The 21912-nt window shown below is 61.6% G+C and carries 22 protein-coding genes; 8 read left to right on the forward strand and 14 right to left on the reverse strand.

Annotation, left to right across the window (positions count from 1 at the left end; translation table 11 throughout):
• Window positions 1-87: 87 nt before the first annotated feature.
• From G7025_RS11920 to pdxH, 4 genes are all read left to right on the forward strand, one after another.
• Window positions 88-2385 carry a beta-galactosidase gene (locus tag G7025_RS11920; protein ID WP_181079363.1) on the forward strand — a complete coding sequence of 766 codons (2298 nt, stop codon included), beginning with the start codon at window positions 88-90 and terminating at the stop codon, window positions 2383-2385.
• Window positions 2386-2467: 82 nt separating this feature from the next.
• Entirely contained in the window at window positions 2468-3613 is a 1146-nt protein-coding gene (locus tag G7025_RS11925) for a serine hydrolase domain-containing protein (protein ID WP_181079365.1), read from the forward strand.
• A gap of 142 nt (window positions 3614-3755) precedes the next feature.
• On the forward strand, window positions 3756-4925 hold the full coding sequence (locus G7025_RS11930) for an OmpA family protein (RefSeq protein WP_181079368.1): 1170 nt from the start codon (window positions 3756-3758) through the stop codon (window positions 4923-4925).
• Between the two features lie 27 nt (window positions 4926-4952).
• Window positions 4953-5603, forward strand: coding sequence for a pyridoxamine 5'-phosphate oxidase (gene pdxH / locus G7025_RS11935; RefSeq protein ID WP_181079370.1), 651 nt, complete (start codon window positions 4953-4955; stop codon window positions 5601-5603).
• 54 nt (window positions 5604-5657) lie between these two features.
• On the opposite strand, the gene G7025_RS11940 is transcribed toward pdxH, so the two are convergent.
• Entirely contained in the window at window positions 5658-5900 is a 243-nt protein-coding gene (locus tag G7025_RS11940) for a hypothetical protein (RefSeq protein WP_181079373.1), read from the reverse strand.
• Between the two features lie 157 nt (window positions 5901-6057).
• Here G7025_RS11940 and G7025_RS11945 point away from each other — a divergent pair, with 157 nt between their 5' ends.
• On the forward strand, window positions 6058-6522 hold the full coding sequence (locus tag G7025_RS11945) for an outer membrane lipoprotein (protein ID WP_181079376.1): 465 nt from the start codon (window positions 6058-6060) through the stop codon (window positions 6520-6522).
• A 77-nt stretch (window positions 6523-6599) separates the two neighbouring features.
• Here G7025_RS11945 and nhaA read toward each other — a convergent pair whose 3' ends face one another.
• Window positions 6600-7775 (reverse strand): Na+/H+ antiporter NhaA, encoded by a 1176-nt coding sequence (nhaA, locus tag G7025_RS11950; RefSeq protein ID WP_181079378.1) that lies wholly within the window; start codon window positions 7773-7775, stop codon window positions 6600-6602.
• 216 nt (window positions 7776-7991) lie between these two features.
• Between nhaA and G7025_RS11955 the strand changes: the two genes are divergently transcribed.
• Entirely contained in the window at window positions 7992-9086 is a 1095-nt protein-coding gene (locus tag G7025_RS11955) for a PLP-dependent cysteine synthase family protein (RefSeq protein WP_181079381.1), read from the forward strand.
• 45 nt (window positions 9087-9131) lie between these two features.
• On the opposite strand, the gene G7025_RS11960 is transcribed toward G7025_RS11955, so the two are convergent.
• The 3 genes from G7025_RS11960 to G7025_RS11970 all read right to left on the reverse strand — a co-directional run bounded on the left by G7025_RS11960 (window position 9132) and on the right by G7025_RS11970 (window position 12221).
• Entirely contained in the window at window positions 9132-10748 is a 1617-nt protein-coding gene (locus G7025_RS11960) for an NAD(P)/FAD-dependent oxidoreductase (protein ID WP_181079384.1), read from the reverse strand.
• A gap of 106 nt (window positions 10749-10854) precedes the next feature.
• On the reverse strand, window positions 10855-11526 hold the full coding sequence (locus G7025_RS11965) for a COG3650 family protein (RefSeq protein ID WP_181079386.1): 672 nt from the start codon (window positions 11524-11526) through the stop codon (window positions 10855-10857).
• A 95-nt stretch (window positions 11527-11621) separates the two neighbouring features.
• Window positions 11622-12221: a short chain dehydrogenase gene (locus tag G7025_RS11970; RefSeq protein WP_181079389.1), complete on the reverse strand. Its 600-nt coding sequence runs from the start codon at window positions 12219-12221 to the stop codon at window positions 11622-11624.
• A 103-nt stretch (window positions 12222-12324) separates the two neighbouring features.
• Between G7025_RS11970 and G7025_RS11975 the strand changes: the two genes are divergently transcribed.
• Window positions 12325-13233 carry a LysR family transcriptional regulator gene (locus G7025_RS11975; RefSeq protein ID WP_181079392.1) on the forward strand — a complete coding sequence of 303 codons (909 nt, stop codon included), beginning with the start codon at window positions 12325-12327 and terminating at the stop codon, window positions 13231-13233.
• Here G7025_RS11975 and G7025_RS11980 read toward each other — a convergent pair.
• The 9 genes from G7025_RS11980 to G7025_RS12020 all read right to left on the reverse strand — a co-directional run bounded on the left by G7025_RS11980 (window position 13230) and on the right by G7025_RS12020 (window position 20861).
• A complete protein-coding gene (locus tag G7025_RS11980) occupies window positions 13230-13715 on the reverse strand; it encodes a DoxX family protein (RefSeq protein WP_181079395.1) in 486 nt (161 codons plus the stop codon). The two genes, G7025_RS11975 and G7025_RS11980, sit on opposite strands and share 4 nt — an antisense overlap.
• A complete protein-coding gene (locus G7025_RS11985; protein ID WP_181079397.1) occupies window positions 13712-14488 on the reverse strand; it encodes an HvfC/BufC N-terminal domain-containing protein in 777 nt (258 codons plus the stop codon). The genes G7025_RS11980 and G7025_RS11985 overlap by 4 nt, the downstream gene beginning before the upstream one ends.
• Window positions 14485-15360, reverse strand: coding sequence for an MNIO family bufferin maturase (bufB, locus tag G7025_RS11990; protein ID WP_181079400.1), 876 nt, complete (start codon window positions 15358-15360; stop codon window positions 14485-14487). The genes G7025_RS11985 and bufB overlap by 4 nt, the downstream gene beginning before the upstream one ends.
• Window positions 15361-15391: 31 nt before the next feature.
• The gene (locus G7025_RS11995; RefSeq protein ID WP_181079403.1) at window positions 15392-15688 is read right to left on the reverse strand and encodes a BufA1 family periplasmic bufferin-type metallophore; all 297 of its coding nucleotides are present in this window, start codon (window positions 15686-15688) and stop codon (window positions 15392-15394) included.
• Between the two features lie 175 nt (window positions 15689-15863).
• Window positions 15864-16565, reverse strand: coding sequence for an ABC transporter ATP-binding protein (locus G7025_RS12000; RefSeq protein WP_181079406.1), 702 nt, complete (start codon window positions 16563-16565; stop codon window positions 15864-15866).
• A gap of 1 nt (window position 16566) precedes the next feature.
• Window positions 16567-17334: a high-affinity branched-chain amino acid ABC transporter ATP-binding protein LivG gene (gene livG, locus G7025_RS12005; protein ID WP_181079408.1), complete on the reverse strand. Its 768-nt coding sequence runs from the start codon at window positions 17332-17334 to the stop codon at window positions 16567-16569.
• The gene (locus G7025_RS12010) at window positions 17331-18584 is read right to left on the reverse strand and encodes a high-affinity branched-chain amino acid ABC transporter permease LivM (protein WP_181079411.1); all 1254 of its coding nucleotides are present in this window, start codon (window positions 18582-18584) and stop codon (window positions 17331-17333) included. Before G7025_RS12010 ends, livG begins: the two co-directional genes overlap by 4 nt.
• The gene (gene livH, locus G7025_RS12015; protein ID WP_034096299.1) at window positions 18581-19504 is read right to left on the reverse strand and encodes a high-affinity branched-chain amino acid ABC transporter permease LivH; all 924 of its coding nucleotides are present in this window, start codon (window positions 19502-19504) and stop codon (window positions 18581-18583) included. Before livH ends, G7025_RS12010 begins: the two co-directional genes overlap by 4 nt.
• A gap of 229 nt (window positions 19505-19733) precedes the next feature.
• The gene (locus G7025_RS12020; RefSeq protein ID WP_181079412.1) at window positions 19734-20861 is read right to left on the reverse strand and encodes a branched-chain amino acid ABC transporter substrate-binding protein; all 1128 of its coding nucleotides are present in this window, start codon (window positions 20859-20861) and stop codon (window positions 19734-19736) included.
• A 354-nt stretch (window positions 20862-21215) separates the two neighbouring features.
• On the opposite strand from G7025_RS12020, the gene G7025_RS12025 reads away from it, so the two are divergent.
• Complete coding sequence (locus tag G7025_RS12025) at window positions 21216-21533, forward strand: DUF2288 domain-containing protein (protein ID WP_181079414.1); 318 nt, start codon at window positions 21216-21218, stop codon at window positions 21531-21533.
• Window positions 21534-21912: the final 379 nt, after the last annotated feature.

Below are 21912 nucleotides of genomic sequence, written 5' to 3' on the forward strand. Positions count from 1 at the left end.
ACCGTGGGCGAATTCGCCCACTTTGTGGTCTATCTCATCACCGTCATCACAGGCCATTCACCGGCCGTCTGGGAGAACCTTGCTCGTATGATTCGCACGCTGCCTGCTCTTTTTGCCTTGCTGTTCGCGGCGCCCTTGATCGCCGCGCCCGCCGGGCAGCAAACACTGTTCAACTTCGTCCGACCTGCCGATGTGGTCAAGGTGGCGACCCAGGACGCCAGCCTGCCGCAATACAATGCCGAGCAAACTCCCGAGGGCGAGGTGCTGCGGCGCATCACCTTTAACCCGGCGGCCGAACCGAGCCTGGTGCTCAGCCCGCAAAGCGGTGCATGGGACTGGTCGCAGTCCGGGGCCGTGAGCCTGCGCATTCAAAGTGCCATGGACTGGGCGCTGACCTTGTATGTCAAGGTGCAGAGCAATGACGGCCGCACGTTGACCAGCCGCATCGACCTGCCGGCCGGCCCGGCCCAGACCTTGCTGATCCCGCTGCAAGCCAACTCGGCGCTGAGCCAGGGCATGAAGGCCGGCCCGCCGATGCCGATCACGGTGGACGGCCAGCGTGTACTGTTGGCCAGCAGCGCCGGCGAGATCGACCGCAGCCAGGTGGTGTCGGTCAGCGTGTCGATGCTCAATCCCAATGTGGCCCAGAGCATCCTGCTGGAGCGCTTCGGCGTACAGGACGTGGAACCTGTCATCAAGGCAGCCTACAGCGAACTGGTCGACGCCTATGGTCAATCCACTCGTGCGCGCTGGCCGGAGAAGGTCAGCAGTGATGAGCAACTCAAGGCCGGCGCCGCCAGGGAGCAGCAGCAACTGCAGGCATGGCTGGCCACGCGGGACAAATCCTCGCTGGACCCTTACGGCGGCTGGAACAAAGGCCCTGCGTTCACCGCCAGCGGCTTTTTCCGCACCGAAAAACGCGACGGCCGCTGGTATCTGGTGACCCCTCAGGGACATCCGTTCTATTCCCTCGGCGTAAACACCGTGGCTGCGGACAATAGCCAGACTTATGTGGCCGGTCGTGAATGGATGTTTGCCGCCTTGCCCAAGGCCGGCGAGCCCTTCGACAAATATTACGGCAGTGCTGATCACCGCACCGGCAACGGTTCGGGCGAAGGCCGCAGCTTCGGCGCCGGGCGCTGGTACGATTTTTACCGCGCCAATCTGGAACGCGCCTACGGCACGGCAGGGTTCGACCAGAAACGCTGGGTCAACCACACCCTCGACCGTCTGCAGGCCTGGGGCTTTAACACCGTAGGCAATTGGAGCGACCCGGACCTGGCCACCGCCGACCGTGTGCCGTACACCTTGCCGCTGTCCATCGTCGGCGACTACGCCAGCATCAGCACGGGCACCGACTGGTGGGGTGGCATGCCTGACCCGTTCGACCCACGCTTTGCCATGGCCACCGAACGCGCCGTGGCCATCGCCGCCCGCGATCATCGCGACGACCCTTGGCTGATCGGCTTCTTCGCCGATAACGAACTGGCCTGGGCCGGTCCTGGCGATGACCCCAAAGCCCGCTATGCCCTGGCATATGGCACCTTGCGCATGACCACCGATGTACCGGCCAAGCGTGCGTTTCTTAAGCAATTGCGCGACAAATACCGCAACGAGGAGGGCCTGTCGAAAGCCTGGGGGATCGAGCTTACAGGCTGGGAACTGATGGAAGATCCCGGTTTCGAGCCGCCGATGCCCAGCCCTGCGCACCCGGAAATCGAGGCCGACTTCAAATACTTCCAAAAAACCTTCGCCGATGCGTATTTCAAGACCATCTCCGACTCGCTCAAATGGCACGCCCCCAACCAGTTGCTGCTCGGCGGCCGCTTTGCGGTGAGTACGCCGGAGGCCGTGGCGTCCTGCGCGCAGTATTGCGACGTGCTGAGCTTTAACATGTACACCCTCAAACCCCAGGATGGTTATGACTTCGCCGCCCTGCGTGCGCTGGACAAGCCGGTGCTGATCACCGAGTTCAACGTTGGCTCGGCCGACCGTGGTCCGTTCTGGGGCGGTGTGACGCAGTTGGCCAGGGAAGAGGATCGCGGCGCGGCGTATGCCAACTTCCTCAAGCAAGCCATGGCCGAGCCGTCCATTGTCGGCGTGCATTGGTTCCAATATCTGGACCAACCCGTGACCGGCCGTTTGCTGGACGGTGAAAACGGCCATTTCGGCCTGGCAGGCATCACCGATGTGCCATTTCAGGGCTTCGTCGAGAGCGTGCGCAAAAGCAACCTGGCGGCGGTCGAGCAACTGGGCAAGGAAGCCGAGAAAGCCAATGCGGCCGCGGCAGCGCAGGAAAAGGCAGGCGGTCGCTCGGCCCATGACGGCAAAGGCGCTGCGCAGGGCGCCGGGCACGCGGGTGGGCATTCTGGAAATGGTCATTGATTCAGCGCTGACGGGTTCACAAACCCCACAAGGGCTGGAACAATGTCGCCCACTTTTCATGGTGCTTCACGAGGGGGCTTAGGTGCAGATTCAGGGTCATTACGAGCTCCAGTTCGAAGCGGTACGTGAAGCCTTCGCCGCGTTGTTCGATGACCCGCAGGAGCGTGGAGCGGCGCTGTGCATTCAGATCGGCGGTGAGAGCGTGGTCGACCTGTGGGCCGGCACCGCCGACAAGGACGGCGCTCAAGCCTGGCACAGCGACACCATCGTCAATCTGTTCTCCTGTACCAAAACCTTCGCCGCCGTCACGGCCCTGCAACTGGTGGCCGAGGGCAAGCTGCAATTGGACGCACCGGTCGCCCAGTACTGGCCGGAATTCGCGGCGGCCGGCAAGCAAGACATCACCCTGCGCCAATTGCTGTGCCACAAGGCCGGTTTGCCGGCGATCCGCGAGGCCCTGCCCGCCGAAGCCCTGTATGACTGGAAGCTGATGGTAGACACCCTGGCTGCCGAAGCCCCGTGGTGGACACCGGGGCAGGGCCATGGCTATGCGGCGATCACCTATGGCTGGCTGGTCGGCGAGCTGCTGCGGCGTGCCGATGGCCGTGGGCCAGGCGAATCGATTGTGGCGCGGGTCGCGCAGCCGCTGGGGCTGGACTTTCATGTAGGCCTGGCCGATGACCAGTTTCATCGGGTTGCGCATATAGCCCGCAGCAAAGGCAATATGGGCGATGAAGCCGCGCAACGTTTACTGCAAGTAATGATGCGTGAACCGGCGGCCATGACCACGCGGGCTTTTACCAACCCACCGTCTATTCTGACCAGCACTAATAAACCCGAATGGCGGCGTATGCAGCAGCCAGCGGCAAATGGTCACGGTAATGCGCGCAGCCTGGCCGGTTTTTATAGTGGTTTGTTGGACGGTAGTTTGCTGGAAGCTGACATGCTCGAACAATTGACGCGCGAACACAGTATCGGGCCGGATAAAACATTATTGACCCAAACCCGCTTCGGCCTGGGCTGCATGTTGGATCAACCCCACTTGCCCAATGCCACATTCGGCCTTGGCGCCCACGCTTTCGGGCATCCGGGGGCGGGCGGTTCGGTAGGTTTTGCCGATCCTGAACATGATGTAGCGTTTGGGTTCGTCACTAATACACTCGGCCCTTATGTACTTATGGACCCGCGTGCGCAGAAGTTGGTCGGAATATTGGCCGGTTGTCTGTAAAACCCTTGCCGTTTCACAATTTTTTGTTACAAAGGCAACTATAAAAGGCGCTGAACGAAATCATGTAACTTAAATGTTCTGTAAGCGTCTGTTTAACGGGTCACTCAGACCCCCGTTTCTTTTCTCATTTTGTGGATATCTCATGTTATCGAACAAGTCCTTGGCTCTGGCGCTTTGCCTCACTGTTACCGGCTGTGCACAAACTCCACAAAATGATGCCGAAGGTGGGCATTGGTGGTCATTCGGATCGGACAAGGCGGCTACCAAGGACGTTGTGAGCCAGGCCGATGCCAAGCCGGAGGCTAAACCCGCCGCTGGCGCCAAGCCTGCCGCACCGGCCACCGCTGCTGCTCCTGCGGCGACGCCTGCCCCAGCGCCTGCGCCGGTGGCCAAGGCCGACACCGGCTCCAGCTGGTGGCCGTTTTCATCCAAGAGCGCCGATGACAAGGCCGCCGACGCCAAGGCCGATCTGAAAGCCGATCTCAAAGCCGCAGACCCGGCCCCAGCCGTGGCCAAGACCGACACGGAGACCCATTGGTGGTGGCCGTTCGAAAGCAAGCCAAAGCCATTGGCCAAGGTCGACGTCGCCAACGTGCAAATGCCTGACCCGAAAATCACTCAGGCCTGGCTGGACGACTACGAGCCGCGCCTGCGTGCTGCCATCAAGGACAGCAACCTGCAATTGGAACGCCGCGACAACGTGCTGGTGGTGATTGCCCCGGTCGACGGTTCCTACAACCCCAAGCGCCCGGCGATGTTGTTGCCAGTGACGCTGGGGCCGTTTACCCGTGTGGCCAAGGCGGTTGAGTCCGATCCCAAGACCGCCGTGCTGGTCCTGGGGCATGTCGACGCTACCGGCAGTGCCCCGGCCAGCCAGGCGTTGACCAAGGAACGTGCGCAGTCCATCGCCTCGATTTTCAGCCTCAGCGGCCTCAAGCAAGACCGCCTGATGCTGCGTGGCATGGGTGACCTGATGCCGCGTGCGGCCAACGACAGCAACCAGGGACGCGCCCTGAACCGTCGCATGGAAATCATGTTCACCCAGCGCACCACCATGCTGGCGTTGCTGAACAAGTACAACTCCGGCAAGACCCCGCCCGTGGCTGAAATGGTAGCCGTGCAGAACGTGCCGGCCCCTGCGCCGGCCGCCAAGGCGCCGGCAAAAAAAGCCGCTGCCGCCAAACCTGCCGCCAAGAAAGCCGCCGCCAAGCCGGCTGCCAAAAAGGCGCCTGCCAAGCCTGCCGCGAAGAAACCTGCTCCGGCCAAGGCCAAGGCGGCAGATCCGGCTGCAAACGACCAGGCGAAAAACTGACCCGCTGAACCAAAAGGATAAAGCCGCATGACCCAGGCACTGGCCGATATGCGTCGTGACTACACACGGGACGGTTTGAGCGAGGCCCAAGCCCCGAGCGAGCCGTTTGCGTTGTTTCACCAGTGGTTTGCCGATGCGGTGAAAACCGAGCAGCCGCCGGTGGAGGCCAATGCCATGACCCTGGCCACGGTCGATCAGGACGGTCGACCTCACTGTCGTATCCTGTTGCTCAAGGGCCTGGATACCCAGGGCTTTACCTTCTTCACCAACTACGAAAGCGCCAAGGGCCAGCAGCTCGCGGCGCGGCCGTTCGCGGCCATGACCTTCTTCTGGCCGACCCTGGAACGCCAGGTGCGCATCGAAGGGCGGGTGGTCAAGGTCACGCCTCAGGAGTCGGACGCTTATTTCCAGGTTCGTCCACTGGGTAGCCGCCTGGGCGCCTGGGCCTCACCGCAGAGCCGGGTGATTCGCGACCGTGAAGCGCTGCAGGAGCTGCTCAAGGCCACTGAACAACGCTTCAGCGACAGTCAGCCCGACTGCCCCGAGCATTGGGGTGGCTACCGCCTGTTGCCCGAGCGCATTGAGTTCTGGCAGGGCCGCGCCAGCCGCCTGCATGACCGCCTCAACTATCGTCTGCAAGACGACACCCAGTGGGTCCGCGAGCGCCTGGCGCCCTGAGCTTCACCTTTCGTCACTTCAACTGAATGATGCCCTTCACCCCGCGGTCTCTGTTCAAGAGACTGCGGGCGTGTAGTGCTGCGCGGCGTCTTTCAGCCAGCCTGGCAAGTCCCTGCGTTTGATCCTGAGGGCGCGCGCCGTCTCCAGTTGTTGCAGCATGAAACTGCGTTTATGCGGGTCATCACCTGCCAGTGACAGCGCGAGGTCGCGATCCACCCAGCGGCGGATGCGCACGTAGAGCCAGCCGTGGAAATACAGGCCGGCGAGGGTTGTGACTACAATGATGAAATAGTCCATGGATGTCCTGATGACGACCGGGGTGTTACTGTTCATCGAGTTGTCGGGTACGGGCTGTCTGTACTGGGGCTGAATGAAAACAGTTTTCTGCCGGGCTTGCCGTGACAGGCGTCAAGCGGCAGCGTTTAATGAATACCTGTCCTTTGGAGTTGATGCTATGCGTAAGTCTGTTTTACTGGTTGCCTGCTTTACCACCTTGTCGTTGCTGTTGGGTGGCTGCGCCTCGAGTCTGACCGGCGACTCGTACTCCCGTGACGAAGCGCGTCGTGTACAGACCGTTCGCATGGGTACCATCGAATCCCTGCGTCCGGTGAAAATCGAAGGCACCAAGACGCCTATCGGCGGCGCTGCCGGTGCAGTCGTCGGCGGCGTGGGTGGCAGTGCCATCGGCGGCGGTCGCGGCAGCATCGTCACGGCGGTGATCGGTGCGGTGGCCGGCGGCCTGCTGGGTTCGGCGACCGAAGAAGGCCTGACTCGTACACAGGGTGTTGAAATCACCGTACGCGAAGACGATGGCAGCATGCGCGCCTATGTTCAGGCCGTGCAGGAGAATGAAATCTTCCGCATCGGCGATCGTGTGCGCATCATGACCGTTGACGGTACCAGCCGTGTTACCCGCTGAGGGTTAATCGACGGGTAAAGAAAAACCCCAACCGGGTGACCGGTTGGGGTTTTTTGTTGCGCCGTTTACGCGCGTAGTCAGACTTTTTTGCGGCTCGCCATCGCGGTGACGGCGTAACCGATGCAAGCCGCCAGTATCGACCCGGTCAGGATACCCATGCGATCTTCACCGGCAAACTCGCTGGCCCCCGGCACAAACGCCAGGGAGCCGACGAACAGGCTCATGGTGAAGCCGATACCGCACAGGATCGCCACACCGAACACCTGGCCCCAGTTGGCGCCGGTCGGCAGAGCGGCAAGGCCGGTCTTGATGGCCAGCCAGGTCAGGCCGAACACGCCGATAGTCTTGCCGAACAGCAGGCCGGCGGCGATGCCCATGGGCACATGGTGGGTAAAGCTTTCCAGGCTGACGCCGGTGAGAGACACACCGGCGTTGGCGAAAGCAAACAACGGCAGAATGCCGTAGGCCACCCACGGGTGCAGGGCGTGTTCCAGGGTCAGCAGCGGCGAAGGCTCGGCATTTCTGGTGCGCAGCGGGATGCAGAACGCCAGGGTCACACCGGCCAGCGTGGCATGCACGCCGCTCTTGAGCACGCACACCCACAGGATCAGCCCGACGATCAAGTAGGGAGCCAGCTTGATCACGCCGAGGCGATTCATCGCGATCAACGCCACCAGGCAGGCGCCCGCACCGGCCAGGGCGGCACCGGACAGGTCGGTGGAGTAGAACACGGCGATCACAATGATCGCGCCCAGGTCATCGATGATGGCCAGGGTCATCAGGAACAGCTTCAGCGACACCGGCACGCGCTTGCCCAGCAGGGCCAGCACGCCGAGGGCGAAGGCAATGTCGGTCGCCATCGGGATCGCCCAGCCGGACAGCGCGGCAGGGAAGTCCTTGTTGATGGCCCAGTAGATCAGCGCCGGCACCACCATGCCGCCAATTGCCGCCGCGCCCGGCAACACCACTTGGGACGGTTTGGACAGATGGCCATCGAGCAGCTCGCGCTTGACCTCCAGGCCAATCAGCAGGAAGAACAGGGCCATCAGGCCATCGTTGATCCACAGCAGGGCCGGCTTGGCGATTTGCAATGCGCCGATCTGCGCCACCACCGGCACGTCCAGAAACGCGGCGTAGAGGTGCGACAACGGTGAGTTGTTGATGATCAGCGCCAACGCTGCGGCGGCGATCAGCAGCAGGCCACTGGCGGCTTCGAGCTGAAAGAAACGGGTAAACGTGCTACGCAGAGGCAAGGGATGCTCTCCAATCCAGGTTCAATAGGTGGGTACCCTAACCCGTACCGTTAGTTGTTAAAACAAAAGTTATATTCTTATTTGTTATAAGTGGCGGGTGGCAAAGGCGTTGCGCCAAAGACTAGCAATTGTGTGTCCAATTCAGTCTTCACTGTATCTGTGTGGAGTGTAGGAAACATCCTAAGATTGCGTTCAACATCCTTAGAGATATCCCCGATGAGCGACCACCGTCCCTGGGCCCGCGAAGCCATTCGCATCATTGAAGCGGACTTCCAGCGCAGCGCCGACACCCACCTGATCCCACTGCCATTACCGGGCCTGCCGGGTATCGAGTTGTATTTCAAGGATGAGTCCAGCCACCCCACCGGGAGCCTGAAGCATCGGCTGGCGCGCTCGTTGTTTCTGTATGCGCTGTGTAACGGCTGGCTCAAGCCGGGCGCGCCGGTCATTGAAGCGTCCAGTGGCTCCACGGCGATTTCGGAGGCGTACTTTGCGCGTCTGCTCGGCCTGCCGTTCATTGCGGTGATGCCCGCGACCACGTCCCAGGAAAAGATCGCGCAGATCGCGTTCTATGGCGGCAAGAGCCATCTGGTGCAGGATCCGACGCGGATTTACGCCGAGTCGGAACGTCTGGCCGAGGAAAGTGGCGGTCATTTCATGGATCAGTTCACTTATGCCGAACGTGCCACCGATTGGCGAGCGAACAACAACATTGCCGAGTCGATCTTCCAGCAGATGCGCTTTGAGCAGCACCCCGAACCAAGCTGGCTGATCTCCAGTCCGGGCACCGGCGGCACGACCGCCACCCTGGGACGTTATGTTCGCTATCGCCAGCATTGCACCCGCGTGTTATGCGCCGATGCCGAGCGTTCGGTGTTCTTCGACTTCTACCAGAGCGGCGACGCCACCCTGCGCCTGGACTGCGGTTCGCGCATCGAAGGCATCGGCCGACCACGGGTCGAAGCGTCGTTTCTGCCGAAGGTCATCGACGCGATGGTCAAGGTGCCTGATGCGCTGTCCCTGGCCGCGATGCATTACCTGGCCGAGCGCCTGGGACGACGCGTCGGCGGGTCCAGCGGGACCAACCTGATCGGCGCGCTGATGGCCGCGCAGCAGATGAAAGCGGCGGGGGAGTCGGGCTCGATCGTGGCGATTTTATGTGACGGTGGCGAGCGCTATGCCACCACCTATTACGATCAGGCGTGGCTCGCGGGGCAGGGGTATGAACTGGGTGCTTTGATATCGGCCGTTGCCGCCAGCGTGGAGCGCGGCGAACCGCTGCCCGCCAGCGTACTGCGGGCGAATATTTAAGAGGGCAGCGGCAAGTCAGAGCAGACGCACTTGCCGCTTACCGCTTCAGCCCCGCCTGGCCAACATGTCCCGCGCCAATGCCTCGGCGATCCGGATCCCGTCCACGCCCGCCGATAGAATTCCACCGGCATAACCCGCACCTTCGCCGGCCGGGAACAGGCCCTTGACGTTCAGGCTCTGCATCGATTCGTTACGGGTAATCCGCAGCGGCGACGAGGTGCGGGTCTCGATACCGGTCAAAACCGCATCGTGCAGCGAGTAGCCCTTGATCTGCTTTTCGAACGCTGGCAACGCTTCACGAATCGCTTCGATGGCGAAGTCCGGCAGCGCCAAGGCCAGATCGCCCAGCGACACGCCCGGTTTGTAGGACGGTTCCACGCTGCCCAAGGCGGTGGAGGGCTTGCCTGCAATAAAGTCACCGACCAGTTGCGCCGGTGCCTCGTAGTTGCTGCCACCGAGAACATAAGCGTGGGATTCCAGACGCTCCTGCAGCTCGATACCGGCCAGCGGGCCACCGGGGTAGTCCACTTCCGGCGTGATGCCGACCACGATGCCGGAGTTGGCATTGCGCTCGTTACGCGAGTACTGGCTCATGCCGTTGGTTACCACGCGGTGCGGCTCGGACGTGGCCGCGACTACGGTGCCACCCGGGCACATGCAGAAGCTGTAGACCGAACGGCCGTTCTTGGCGTGGTGAACCAATTTGTAGTCGGCGGCGCCGAGTTTCGGGTGGCCCGCATACTTGCCCAGGCGCGCGGCATCGATCAGCGACTGCGGGTGTTCGATGCGAAAGCCTACCGAGAACGGCTTGGCTTCCATGTACACGCCCCGGCTGTGCAGCATGCGGAACGTATCGCGGGCGCTGTGGCCGAGGGCCAGGATCACATGCCTGGACAGGATCTGCTCGCCGCCATCGAGCACCACGCCGTTCAGTTGGCCGTCTTCGATCAGTACGTCGGTTACCCGTTGCTCGAAGCGCACTTCACCGCCGAGGGCGATGATCTGCTGGCGCATATTTTCCACCACGCCGGTCAGGCGGAAGGTGCCGATATGGGGCTTGCTGACGTAGAGGATCTCTTCCGGCGCACCGGCCTTGACGAACTCGTGCAGTACTTTGCGGCCGTGGAACTGCGGGTCTTTGATCTGGCTGTACAGCTTTCCATCGGAAAAGGTCCCGGCGCCGCCCTCACCGAACTGCACGTTGGACTCGGGGTTGAGCATGCTTTTACGCCATAGGCCCCAGGTATCCTTGGTGCGCTGGCGCACTTCCTTGCCGCGTTCGAGGATGATCGGCTTGAAGCCCATCTGCGCCAGCAATAGCCCGGCAAAGATGCCGCATGGGCCGAACCCGACCACCACCGGGCGCTCCACCAGGTCGGCCGGCGCGTGGCCGACCACTTTGTAGCTGACGTCCGGGGCCGGGTTGACGTTGCGGTCATCGGCAAACTTGCGCAGCAGCGCGGCTTCGTCACCTTTGACGGTCAGGTCGATGGTGTAGATAAAGCACAGCTCCGACGATTTCTTGCGCGCGTCGTAGCTGCGTTTGAACAGCGTGAAATCGAGCAGGTCATCACTGGCGATGCCCAGGCGCTGCACGATGGCGGGCCGCAGGTCTTCTTCGGGATGGTCGATGGGCAGCTTGAGTTCGGTGATTCGTAACATGACGGGATCCGGTGTGCGGCGCCTGGTAAGGCCGGCGGTTTTGCAAACCGGCGATTATAAGCCCCAACGCGGGTGTCCCGTCATGTTAAAACAGCGCGGGCGCCGATCAATCGTCCCGCGAGCCGCCGAACGCCGCGCAGCCACGCTGGACTTTACCGTTGATCCGCAATTCGGCGCTCATGTGCTGCAGGCTGCCGCTGACGCTGTCCACGCAGCGTTGCGGGGCCACCCACAGTTCGATGTGTTCGTTGTTGGCTTCGGTCATCAGGTTGAAGCGGCCGTCTCCGAGCTGCTCCTCCACATAGGGCACTGCCAACGGCGGCAAGCCTTCGCGCTCGAGCACCATGCCCTTGGCCGCGACATTCAGGGCCCACGCAGGCTTGTGGCCATTGGCGCGCAGGATCATGCGCTTGAAGTCGGGATCGTCGCAGGCGGAGGTGGACCGTTCGACGCGGTACAGCTGCTGCAACTCCACTTCGCCCTGGGTACCGCTGGCGACGCCGGAGAACTTGCCGCGCAGGTCGGCAAACAAAGCGCCCTGCTGCCCGGCCAGGGACGCAGCTTCCTGCAGGATGCTGGTGCCGCCGGTGTCCTTGACCACGTAGTTGCGTTTGTCGTTGCACGGCTGGAACAGCAGCTTGTCGCCTGCCGCCGTCAGCTCGCCCTGCATGCGGGTCAACCCGGCGAGGGAGGGCTTGGCCGGCTCGCTTTCGAACAGCTGGCACGCGGCGAACAGGGGAAGCAAGGCGAACAGGGCGAGGGTACGGGCGGCACGCATAAAGGGTCTCCAGGCAAGTGCCGCCACGTTACGCAGGCTGGCGTCGCATCACAAGCCCACCCGCCAGCATCAGGCAATTCTTACGGAATGGACTTTCACCCCACGATAAACGTCTGGCCGGTTTGTAGGCCTTCTACGCTTTTGGCGTAGGCCAGTGCCACATCGGCAGCGCTGACCGGTTTGTAGCCACGGAAATACGGCGCGTAGCTGTCCATCGCTTCCACCAGCACTGTGGGGCTTACCGCGTTGATGCGCAGCCCGCGTGGCAATTCGATCGCCGCGGCTTTGACAAACCCGTCGATGGCACCGTTGACCAAGGCGGCCGACGCGCCGGTACGAATCGGATCGCGGTTGAGGATGCCGCTGGTGAAGGTGAAGGAGGCGCCGTCATTGGCGTACTCTCGGCCGATCAGCAGCAGGTTGACCTGACCCATCAATTTGTCCCGCAGGCCCAGTTCGAAGTCACCCTCATGCATCTCACCCAAGGCGGCGAACGTCACGCTGCCGGCGGCGCAGACCAGCGCATCGAACCTGCCGGTCTGTTCGAACAGGCTGCGGATGGACGCGCTGTCGCTGATGTCCACCTGGAAGTCGCCGCGGGTGCGGCCGATGCTGATAACGTCATGACGTTGGGCGAGCTCCGCCTTGACCGCCGAGCCGACCGTGCCGTTGGCGCCAATCAATAGGATTTTCATGGTGCTGTTCCTTCAAGGGTGAATGTCGACCCAGTCTAGGGTGGCTTTTGAACGGGATAAACGCGCTAATAGGCAACCTTTGGTTTTCATTTGGAAACAATCCATGAGCGAGATGGATGACCTTGCGGCATTCGCCGTGTTGATCGAGGCCGGCAGCTTTACCGTGGCGGCCGAGCAATTGGGCTGCAGCAAAGGCCAGTTATCCAAGCGCATCAGCCAGTTGGAAGCACAGTTCAGCGTGGTGTTGTTGCATCGCACCACGCGGCGGCTCAGCCTTACCGCGGCCGGCGCGGCGTTACTGCCCCAGGCTCAGGCGTTGGTAGCGCAGGTGGAGCGGGCGCGCCAGGCCCTGGCGCGGCTCAAGGACGACCTGGCGGGACCGGTGCGAATGACGGTGCCGGTGTCGCTGGGCGAAACCTTCTTTGATGGCTTGCTGCTGGAATTTACCGAGCAGTACCCCCAGGTGCAGATCGAGCTGGAGCTCAACAACCGCTATCGCGACCTGGCGCGGGACGGTTTCGACCTGGGGGTGCGATCAGGCGCGGTCGAGAACGAGCGCCTGGTGGCCAGACCGCTGCTGGCCTGGCGCGAAATGACCTGCGCCAGCCCGGCCTACCTGGAGCAGCATGGCGAACCTCGGACCCCGGCGGATCTGGCCCTGCACCGTTGCCTGCTCAACAGCCACTACAGCGGGCGCGAAGAGTGGCTCTACCACCAGCAGCACGAACTGTTGCGGGTACGGGTCAGCGGCACGTTCGCGTCCAATCACTACAACCTGTTGAAAAAAGCCGCACTGGTGGGCGCGGGGATCGCGCGGCTGCCGTCCTACGTGTTGCCGGCGGAGCTGGCTGACGGACGTTTACGCTGGCTGCTGCGCGATTACCAGACGGCCAGCCAGCCGATGTACCTGGTTCATCCCTATCAGGGTGGCCTGCCGCGTCGCACCCAGGTGTTGGCCGATTACCTGGTGGATTGGTTCAAGCGCGGCGGCGAGGCCCTCGATCGGCTTTAACGGTAGCGACGGGCAATCAGGTGATCGATGGACAGACGCCCCGGCCCTTTGGCGACTAACAGCAATAACAGGGCGAGCCAGGTGCCGTGGGTCGGATAAGCGTCCGGGTAGACGAACAGCTGAATCACCAGGGTCATGCCGATCAGGGCCAGCGCCGAGAACCGTGTGGCCAGCCCCAGCAGGATCAGTAACGGGAAAAAATGCTCGGCGAATGCGGCCAGGTGCGCGGCCACTTCCGGGGTCAGTAACGGCACCTTGTATTCGCTGCGAAACAGCGGCAGCGTCGAGGCTGCCAAGCGCGGCTCACCCAGCTCGAAGGTGCCGTTGACCAGGTCAATGGCAAAGCCCTGGACCTTGGTCTGCCCGGATTTCCAGAACACCGCGGCGATGGAGAAGCGCGCGAAAAACCCTATCAGGCTGTAAGGCATTTGTTCAAAAAGCTGGATGGCCCGTTTGATCAGGCACTGTGCGTGGGTGTTCATGGCGATACCTTTGAGTCCAGGTGTAAATAAGTGATGGCGTGGTGGCTGATCAACAGCGTCAGGCATTGGTGCAGGTCGAAGTCGTTGCTGGCGTCCAGGGCCCGTTCTACGGCGGTCTGCAATGTTTCGCCCCAGACGAGGCGCTGGATGAAGGTCACGGAGCCGGCGTCGATGGCGAACACCTTGACCTCCAAGCCCTGGCGCAGCACCAACGCGCCTTGCGCGTACCCGGGATTGAGGGTGGCCAGGCCGCCTTCGGTCTGATGCGCCGCCCATACTGTGACTACGGCATACGGTGACATCAGCGTGGCGACGCTGGGATGCAGCTGCAGGCGCACCGCGCCGAGGTCGGCGCGACCTTGCAAGGCGTCGAGCACGGCCTGTGGCGCCAGCGGCTGGTCATCGGCGGCGTGGTAAGCACGTACCCGCAGGCGCTCCAGGCGTGCGATATCCGCCAGGTAGCGCACGCTGGCCGCCGGTTCGAAGTCTTGGATAAACCCGGCGAAGGTGCTGCCGTATTCGCCGATCAATGGACTGGTGGGCGGATGCGCCTGCACGTAGAGGCCGGCCATGGCGCGAAAGAAGGCATCGCCCACCAGTTGCAGAGTGACCGGGTACGCCGATGCCAGCGCATTGATCAAGCCGTTGTGCACGTTATTGCGGTATACCGCAAAGCGGCTGGCCGGATCGGCACCGTTGCGGCTGAACAAACCAGCCGGGCAGGCCCGGCCGGGTTCCAGCAGTGCGCGGGCAAATGTGCCGTGGGTAGTCATGGGCGCACCTGCGACAGCTGCCATTCGGCCTGCCACGCTTGGGCCAACAACACCGATAAGGCGGGCACTTGGTTGTCCCGCTCGATCAGCGTCGGTACCGCGCCGATCCGCCCCAGCACCCGTTGATACAGCTGCCATACGGCGTTATCGATGGGGGCGCCATGGTCGTCAATCAGCAGGCGATCGCCCAGGCTGTCGGTGTCTTCGGCAAAGCCGGCCAGATGTATCTCCCCCACGGCATGCAAGGGCAGGGCGTTCAGGTAGGCATCCGGATCACGCTGGTGGTTGGTGCACGTCACATAGACATTGTTCACGTCCAGCAGCAAACCGCAGCCAGTGCGGCGGATGACCTCGCTGATGAAGTCAGTCTCGTCCAGGGTCGAACGTTCCAATAACAGGTAAGTCGACGGGTTCTCCAGCAGCATTGGCCGCTTGAGCGTGCTCTGGACCTGGTCGATGTGATCGCACACACGGTGCAGGGTGGCGCTGTCATAGGCCAGGGGCAGCAGGTCGTTGAGAAACACCGGGCCATGGCTGGACCAGGCCAGGTGTTCGGAAAAAGCCTGGGGTTGATAGCGCTCAAGCAGCGCAGCCAGGCGTGCCAGGTGGTCACGGTCGAGCGGGCCTTCGCCGCCGATGGACAGGCCCACGCCGTGCAGCGACAGCGGGTAGCGTTCACGGATCAGCCCCAGGTAGTGATGAAACGGGCCGCCGGCCATCATGTAGTTTTCGGCATGCACTTCAAAAAAACCGAGGTCGGGCGAGGTTTCAAGCACTTCGACAAAGTGCTCGTGCTTGAGCCCCAGCCCGGCCCGATCAGGCAAGCCGGGCGCCTGAGCCGGTGAGCATGTGGGCGGGAATATAGGTGTCATCGTCGATACTCAGGCGCGGCCGGGTGGGGGTTCAGGATTTGGCGGCGAACGCGGCTTCCTGGCCGAAGCCGGTCGGCGAGGTAGTGCTGGGGGTCTGGGTGCACGTACCGGCGGGGACCAGTTTCCAGGCATCGGCCTGATCCTTGGTTTTCGAGGTGCCCGCACAGGAAGTGCCGGGGCCGGCGGCGCAATCGTTCTTGCCGGCTTCAGCAACGCCGAAGCACTTTTGCATGTCATCGGCCGCGTGGGCGCTGGTGGTCAGGGCGGACAGGCTCAAGGTCGAGCCCAGGGCGAGGATGAGGGCGGTGGCGGACAGTTTGGTCGTCATTGGGGTAACTCCAGCAGTGGGTTGAGAAGCGGGCTTGAATGCCTGCTTGCACCACTAGAGGTAGGAGGACGCGGTTCGTTACAGGGGCGGGAGAAATAACCTCAAACAATGCAAAAAAAATGGGAGGGGGCTGCCCCCTCCCACATTTGGATCCGGTTCGTTCAGCAACCTTCTCTTAACCGCCCAGGTACGCCTCGCGCACTTTCGGGTCGGTCAGCAGTTGCTCGCCCGAGCCTTGCATCACCACCCGGCCGTTCTCCAGCACATAGGCACGGTCGGCGATCTTCAGCGCCTGGTTGGCGTTCTGCTCCACCAGGAACACGGTTACACCGTCCTTGCGCAGTTGTTCGATGATGTCGAAGATCTGCTGGATGATGATCGGGGCCAGGCCCAGGGACGGTTCGTCCAACAGCAGCAACTTGGGCTTGCTCATCAGCGCTCGGCCGATGGCGAGCATTTGCTGCTCGCCGCCGGACATGGTGCCGCCGCGCTGGCTGAAGCGTTCCTTGAGCCGTGGAAACAAGTGCAGCACCTTGTCCATCTGCTCCTGATAGTCGCCCTTGTCGGTGAAGAACCCGCCCATTGCCAGGTTTTCTTCCACGGTCAGACGCGAAAACACCCGACGGCCTTCCGGCACCACAGCAATGCTCTTGCGCATGATCTGCGACGACGGCTGGCCCACCAGTTCCTCACCCATATAACGGATGCTGCCACTGTAGGCCTGGGGCGAACCGCACAAGGTCATCAGCAGGGTCGACTTACCGGCACCGTTGGCACCGATCAGGGTGACGATCTCACCCTGGCGCACTTCCACATTGACGCTGTGCAGGGCCTGGATCTTGCCGTAGAAAGTGGAAACGTTTTCGAATTGCAGCATTTTACGCTTCCCCCAGATAGGCTTTGATCACTTCGGGATTGTCGCGGATCTGCTCCGGGGTTCCGTCGGCCAGCGGTGTGCCCTGGTTGATCACCACGATATGGTCGGAGATGCTCATGACCAGTTTCATGTCGTGTTCGATCAGCAGCACCGTCACGTTATTTTCCTCACGCAGTACGCTGATCAGCGCCTTGAGGTCTTCGGTTTCCTTGGGGTTCAAGCCGGCGGCCGGTTCGTCGAGCATGAGGATCCGTGGGCGGGTCATCATGCAGCGGGCGATTTCCAGCCGACGTTGCTGACCATAGGCCAGGGTGCCGGCGGGACGGTTGGCAAACTCGGTGAGGTTGACCTTGTCCAGCCAGTACGCGGCGTATTCCATGGCCTCGCGCTCGCTCTTGCGGAACGCCGGGGTCTTGAACAGGCCGGCGAAGAAGTTGGTATTCAGGTGCCGGTGCTGGGCAATCAGCAGGTTCTCGACCGCCGTCATGTCCTTGAACAGCCGCACGTTCTGGAACGTGCGCACCACGCCCTTGCGCGCGATTTCGTGACCGGCCAGGCCCTGGATCGGCTGGCCGTCCAGCAGGATGCTGCCGCCGCTCGGTTTGTAGAAGCCGGTGAGGCAGTTGAACACCGTGGTCTTGCCGGCGCCGTTGGGGCCGATCAGCGCCACAACCTGTTTCTCTTTCACAGTCAGGGCCACGCCGTTGACCGCGAGCAGGCCGCCGAAGCGCATGCTCAGATTTTCGACTTTCAGGATCTCGCGGCTCATTTGCGCAGCTCCATATGTGGACGTTGCATGGGCAGCAGGCCTTGAGGACGCCAGATCATCATCAGCACCATCAGGGCGCCGAACATCAACATGCGGTATTCGCTGAACTCACGCATCATTTCCGGCAGCAGGATCATCACGATCGCCGCCAGGATCACGCCCAACTGCGAGCCCATGCCACCCAGTACCACGATGGCGAGGATGATCGCCGATTCGATAAAGGTGAACGATTCCGGTGTCACCAGGCCCTGGCGCGCGGCAAAGAAGCTGCCGGCGAAACCGGCGAACGCAGCGCCCAGGGTGAAGGCGGAGAGCTTGATGATAGTGGGGTTCAGGCCCAGGGCGCGGCAGGCGATCTCATCTTCGCGCAGCGCTTCCCAGGCACGGCCGATCGGCATGCGCAGCAGGCGGTTGATCACGAACAGCGCAGCCAGCGCCAGCAGCAGCGCGACCAGGTAGAGGAACACCACTTTGCTCACCGGGTTGTAGTCGATCCCGAAGTATTCGTGGAACGTCTGCAGGCCTTCGGCAGCGGTGCGGTCGAAGGACAGCCCGAAGAACGTCGGCTTGGGGATGCTGCTGATGCCGTTGGGGCCGCCGGTGATGTCGGTGAGGTTACGCAGGAACAAGCGGATGATTTCACCGAAGCCCAGGGTCACGATGGCCAGGTAGTCACCGCGCAGGCGCAGCACCGGGAAGCCCAGCAGGAAGCCGAACGTGGCCGCCGCCATGCCGGCCAGCGGCAGGCAGATCCAGAAGCTCCAGCCCAGGTAGTGCGACAGCAGCGCGTAGGTGTAGGCGCCTACCGCATAGAAGCCCACATAACCGAGGTCGAGCAGGCCGGCCAGGCCCACCACGATGTTCAGGCCCAGGCCCAGCAACACGTAGATCAGGATCAGGGTGGCGATGTCGACTGCGCCGCGCGAGCCGAAGAACGGCCAGATCAACGCGGCCACGATCAGGCCGATGATGATGTAGCGCTGGGTACGCGGCAGGGTCAGGAATTGGCTGACCTTGGGCGACATCAACGGGCCACGGTTGCTTTTGAACAAAGCCCCGACCTGCTGGCTGAACAGCACCCGCAGGAACATCAGCACCGAGCACAGGGCGATGATGGTCAGGGTCACGGGACCGGTGCCATGCACTTCCAGGTTGATGCCGACAATGCTCAGTTTGAGGCCGAGTACTGGAAAGGCCACGGCCCAGACCAGCAAGGCGCTGAAGAACGCTGATTTAAGATATCTGCTCATACTTTCTCAACCTCCGGACGGCCCAAAATGCCGGTCGGACGGAACAACAACACCAGGACCAACAGGCCGAACGCCACGACGTCCTTGTACTGGTCGCCGAAAATATCGGCGCCAAACGCTTCGGCCACACCCAGCACCAGCCCGCCGAGCATGGCGCCCGGGATACTGCCGATACCGCCCAAGACCGCCGCGGTAAAGGCCTTGAGGCCTACCAGGAAACCGGCGTTGGGGTTGATCACGCCGTACTGCATGCTCAGCAGCACCGCCGCGACGGCAGCGAGCGCGGCACCGATCACGAAGGTCAGGGCGATGATGTTGTTGGTGTTGATGCCCAACAGGTTGGCCATCTTGATGTCTTCGGCGCAGGCCCGGCAGGCGCGGCCCAGACGGGAGCGAGAGATAAACACGGTCAGGCCCAGCATCGCCACCAGCGTGACCACGAAGACCAGGATCTGCATGTAGGAAATCAGGACTTCTTCCGCGCCGCCTGGGCCGAAGGAGATGCTCCCCGGGATCAGGTTGGGGATGGATTTATCCTTGGAGTCCTGGGACAGCAATACGGTGTTCTGCAGGAAAATCGACATGCCGATGGCGGAAATCAACGGGATCAGACGGTTGCTGCCGCGCAGGGGACGGTAGGCAACGCGTTCGATACTGTAGCCATAGGCACTGGTTACGACGATCGATGCAATGAAGGCAGCGGTCATCAACAGCGGCAGGGAGTGGATACCCATCATGGCCAGCCCGGCAAGGGCGATGAAGGCCACGTAGGAACCAATCATGTACACCTCGCCATGGGCGAAGTTGATCATTCCAATGATGCCGTAAACCATTGTGTAGCCAATGGCTATCAAGGCATAGGTGCTGCCAATGGTCAGGCCATTAACCAGCTGTTGGAAAAAATGATAGATCTCAGGCATTACAGCGCTCCTAAAAACCCGATACGCATTTCACTGGTGGAGTCATGTTCCGGCCCCGTGCTGTGTTCTGTGAGCACATTTGCACGTAGCGTTTGCCAGCGAACCGCTGGTGACGGTTTTAAGATTTTCAGGTGAGCCAGCGCCCGGATCGCGGGTGACATGGCCCATAAACCTCGTAAAACAAAGCCCACTGCTTTCACAGTGGGCTTGTTGACCAGTAATGCCTGGCTTACTGAGGAGAAACTTCGGTTTTAGGTTTGCCGAAGTGCCATTCGTAGACCACGAACTTGAAGTCTTTCAGGTCGCCCTTTTTGTCAAAGCTCAGGTCGCCGGTAGGGGTCTTGAAAGTGCCGGCGTGGATGGCTTCGGCCACTTTGGCGGTGTCTTCGCTCTTGGCGGCGGTGATACCGCCTGCGATCAGTTCGACAGCCGAGTAGGCCGGGAACACGAACGGACCGCTTGGGTCTTTACCGTCGGCCTTGATCGCGTCAACGATGGCTTTGTTGGCAGGCTCTGCGTCGAAAGACTTCGGCAGGGTCACCAGCAGGCCTTCGGAAGCACCCTGGGCGATTTGCGATATGGAGTCGTTACCCACACCTTCCGGCCCCATGAACTTGGCTTTCAGACCTTTTTCCTGGGACTGGCGCAGGATCAGGCCCAGTTCCGGGTGGTAGCCGCCGTAGTAAACGAAATCGACGTTGGCTTGCTTGAGCTTCTGGATGATCGAGGAGAAGTCTTTGTCACCGGCGTTCAGGCCTTCGAAGACGGCAACCTTCACGCCTTTCTTCTCAAGGGTCTGCTTGACGGCGGTGGCGATACCTTCACCGTATTGTTGCTTGTCGTGCAGGACGGCGACGATTTTCGGCTTCACGTGGTCGGCGATGTAATTGCCGGCCGCCGGACCCTGGGCGCTGTCCAGGCCGATGGTGCGGAAGATCAGCTTGTAGCCACGGGCGGTGATGTCCGGGCTGGTGGCGGCCGGGGTGATCATGATCACGCCTTCGTCTTCATAGATGTCGGACGCTGGCTGGGTGGAGCTGGAGCAGAGGTGACCGACCACATACTTGACGCCGTCGTTGACGACTTTGTTGGCTACGGCAACAGCTTGTTTCGGATCGCACGCATCATCGTATTCGACGGCTACGAGCTGCTTGCCATCGACGCCGCCTTTGGCATTGATGTCTTTGATCGCCTGTTTTGCACCGACGAACTGCATGTCACCGTACTGGGTCACAGGGCCGGTCTTCGGACCGGCGATGCCGATCTTGATGGTGTCGGCAGCGAACGAATGGCCCGCAACCCCAGCCAGGACCATAGCGGCAAACAGTTTGGAAATCTGCTTAGTAGCCTTATTCATAGTGCTCCACTCTTACTGTTGTATTTTTTATAGTTCTAGCGGCCTGATCGGCAGCTGAACCGGATCGGATATCTGGAATATCCCCCGGCAACCGCCTGGCAACTGTACCGGTACAGTGTAGAGCGCCGGTTGATCGCTTGAAAAGCTGGCTGCCAGGGGCAAATTCCGTGGGTGTCGCTTTAACGACAGGAAAAGACAGAATTGCGGCGCGGGTGGTGACAGACGCTTCGGCAATCCTTGGCTTTCCTGACGTTTTTCTCGATGACTCAATTGCAACCGGGTTTTTCTGCCTTGGGTTTTTCTAAACGAGACGTGACGCTATGATTGCGCCGACTTTTTCCAAGGTGGACTCCCATGACGCAAGAACCTAGCACCCTCTATGCCAAGCTGCTCGGTGAAACCGCCGAAATCTCCTGGAAGGAGCTTGAGCCATTCTTTGCCAAGGGTGCCCTATTGTGGGTCGATGCCAGCCTGGATTTGATCGAGGCGGCTGAGGGCATGGCCGCAGATAACCGCGACAAAGTCGCCGCCTGGCTGGCCTCCGGCAGCCTGGGCGAAGTGTCTGCGACGCGGGCGCTGGACTTGGTCGAGCGTGACCCGAGCCTATGGGCGGTTGTGGTTTCGCCGTGGATTCTGATCCAGGAAAGGGCGGTGCGAGGAGGGGCGCACTAAAAGGGTGCATGTATTTTTGCGCGTCGAGTGTGTAGCGGAGTAACCGCTGCGCCGGTGATGGCACCTTGCCGTGAAGAAAGGTCACAGATCAGGGTGACGTAAACGTCACGGGAACAGTTTTGCGTGGGAAGGAATGCGTGGGGAATTGTTTCCGGGTGTGGCAATAAAGGTTGTGATTTGTGAGTTAGTGGGTCGGGGGGGGGCGCGTCGTCTGGAGTGGGGCCGCTTCGCGGCCCAGCGCGGGGCAAGCCCGCTCATACATGGACGCCCCCAGTATGCCAAGCACTCAATTCGTGAAAACACAGACGGGATAAGGTTGCAGCCATACATCCGGACTTTAAGTGAGGCGGTGCCTCTGTCCCTGATGGAATTCGCTGAT

It is taken from the genome of Pseudomonas lurida (assembly GCF_013522705.1).
GTDB lineage: Bacteria > Pseudomonadota > Gammaproteobacteria > Pseudomonadales > Pseudomonadaceae > Aquipseudomonas > Aquipseudomonas quebecensis.

Coding starts and splice junctions, on each gene's coding strand:
- G7025_RS11980 (WP_181079395.1), bottom strand. CDS start 13,715: ATGAACACCCACGCACAGTGCCTGATCAAACGGGCCATCCAGCTTTTT.
- G7025_RS11920 (WP_181079363.1), top strand. CDS start 88: ATGATTCGCACGCTGCCTGCTCTTTTTGCCTTGCTGTTCGCGGCGCCC.
- G7025_RS12000 (WP_181079406.1), bottom strand. CDS start 16,565: ATGCTGCAATTCGAAAACGTTTCCACTTTCTACGGCAAGATCCAGGCC.
- G7025_RS12025 (WP_181079414.1), top strand. CDS start 21,216: ATGACGCAAGAACCTAGCACCCTCTATGCCAAGCTGCTCGGTGAAACC.
- G7025_RS12020 (WP_181079412.1), bottom strand. CDS start 20,861: ATGAATAAGGCTACTAAGCAGATTTCCAAACTGTTTGCCGCTATGGTC.
- pdxH (WP_181079370.1), top strand. CDS start 4,953: ATGACCCAGGCACTGGCCGATATGCGTCGTGACTACACACGGGACGGT.
- G7025_RS11960 (WP_181079384.1), bottom strand. CDS start 10,748: ATGTTACGAATCACCGAACTCAAGCTGCCCATCGACCATCCCGAAGAA.
- G7025_RS11970 (WP_181079389.1), bottom strand. CDS start 12,221: ATGAAAATCCTATTGATTGGCGCCAACGGCACGGTCGGCTCGGCGGTC.
- G7025_RS11965 (WP_181079386.1), bottom strand. CDS start 11,526: ATGCGTGCCGCCCGTACCCTCGCCCTGTTCGCCTTGCTTCCCCTGTTC.
- G7025_RS12010 (WP_181079411.1), bottom strand. CDS start 18,584: ATGAGCAGATATCTTAAATCAGCGTTCTTCAGCGCCTTGCTGGTCTGG.
- G7025_RS11945 (WP_181079376.1), top strand. CDS start 6,058: ATGCGTAAGTCTGTTTTACTGGTTGCCTGCTTTACCACCTTGTCGTTG.
- G7025_RS11940 (WP_181079373.1), bottom strand. CDS start 5,900: ATGGACTATTTCATCATTGTAGTCACAACCCTCGCCGGCCTGTATTTC.
- G7025_RS11955 (WP_181079381.1), top strand. CDS start 7,992: ATGAGCGACCACCGTCCCTGGGCCCGCGAAGCCATTCGCATCATTGAA.
- G7025_RS11985 (WP_181079397.1), bottom strand. CDS start 14,488: ATGACTACCCACGGCACATTTGCCCGCGCACTGCTGGAACCCGGCCGG.
- G7025_RS11975 (WP_181079392.1), top strand. CDS start 12,325: ATGAGCGAGATGGATGACCTTGCGGCATTCGCCGTGTTGATCGAGGCC.
- livG (WP_181079408.1), bottom strand. CDS start 17,334: ATGAGCCGCGAGATCCTGAAAGTCGAAAATCTGAGCATGCGCTTCGGC.
- G7025_RS11930 (WP_181079368.1), top strand. CDS start 3,756: ATGTTATCGAACAAGTCCTTGGCTCTGGCGCTTTGCCTCACTGTTACC.
- G7025_RS11995 (WP_181079403.1), bottom strand. CDS start 15,688: ATGACGACCAAACTGTCCGCCACCGCCCTCATCCTCGCCCTGGGCTCG.
- bufB (WP_181079400.1), bottom strand. CDS start 15,360: ATGACACCTATATTCCCGCCCACATGCTCACCGGCTCAGGCGCCCGGC.
- livH (WP_034096299.1), bottom strand. CDS start 19,504: ATGCCTGAGATCTATCATTTTTTCCAACAGCTGGTTAATGGCCTGACC.